Source organism: Pseudoalteromonas sp. 1181_04, assembly GCF_052850545.1.
The window spans coordinates 1-430 of sequence record NZ_VXCS01000099.1; the positions used below are offsets into that span (position 1 = coordinate 1).

Below are 430 nucleotides of genomic sequence, written 5' to 3' on the forward strand. Positions count from 1 at the left end.
AATCAGTAGATCATACTTTATTAACTTCGCCAGTAATTTTCGGTAACTACCATCTGCTTGGGCTAGAAACAGGCTTTCAAGTAGTTCCTTCAATCGAATATAGTAAACACTTTTTCCTTGTAGGCAGTGCTCATGCCCTAAGGCACATGCGAGGTAGGTTTTTCCACAGCCCGTTGCGCCGGTGATTAAGATATTTTGGTGTAAGTTCAGCCAGCTATTTTGGCTTAAGTTACGTATCTGTGCTTTTTCTATATTACGTGCCGGTGAGTAAATCAGTTGATTTAACTGAGCCGGTAAGCGGAATTTAGCGTGTCGCACTAGCCGGTCGATTTTTCTTTGCTCACGCGTATCAATTTCATGAGTGAGCAATAAACTGACGCGCTCTATAAAGCTTTGTTCTTGATATAGATTTGGCTGTTCAAGCTGTTGC

General features: G+C 41.9%; 1 protein-coding gene. It reads right to left on the reverse strand.

The window, feature by feature from the left end; genetic code table 11:
• On the reverse strand, positions 1-430 hold a 430-nt coding region (locus FW757_RS23200; protein WP_446441790.1), incomplete at both ends, for an ATP-binding protein.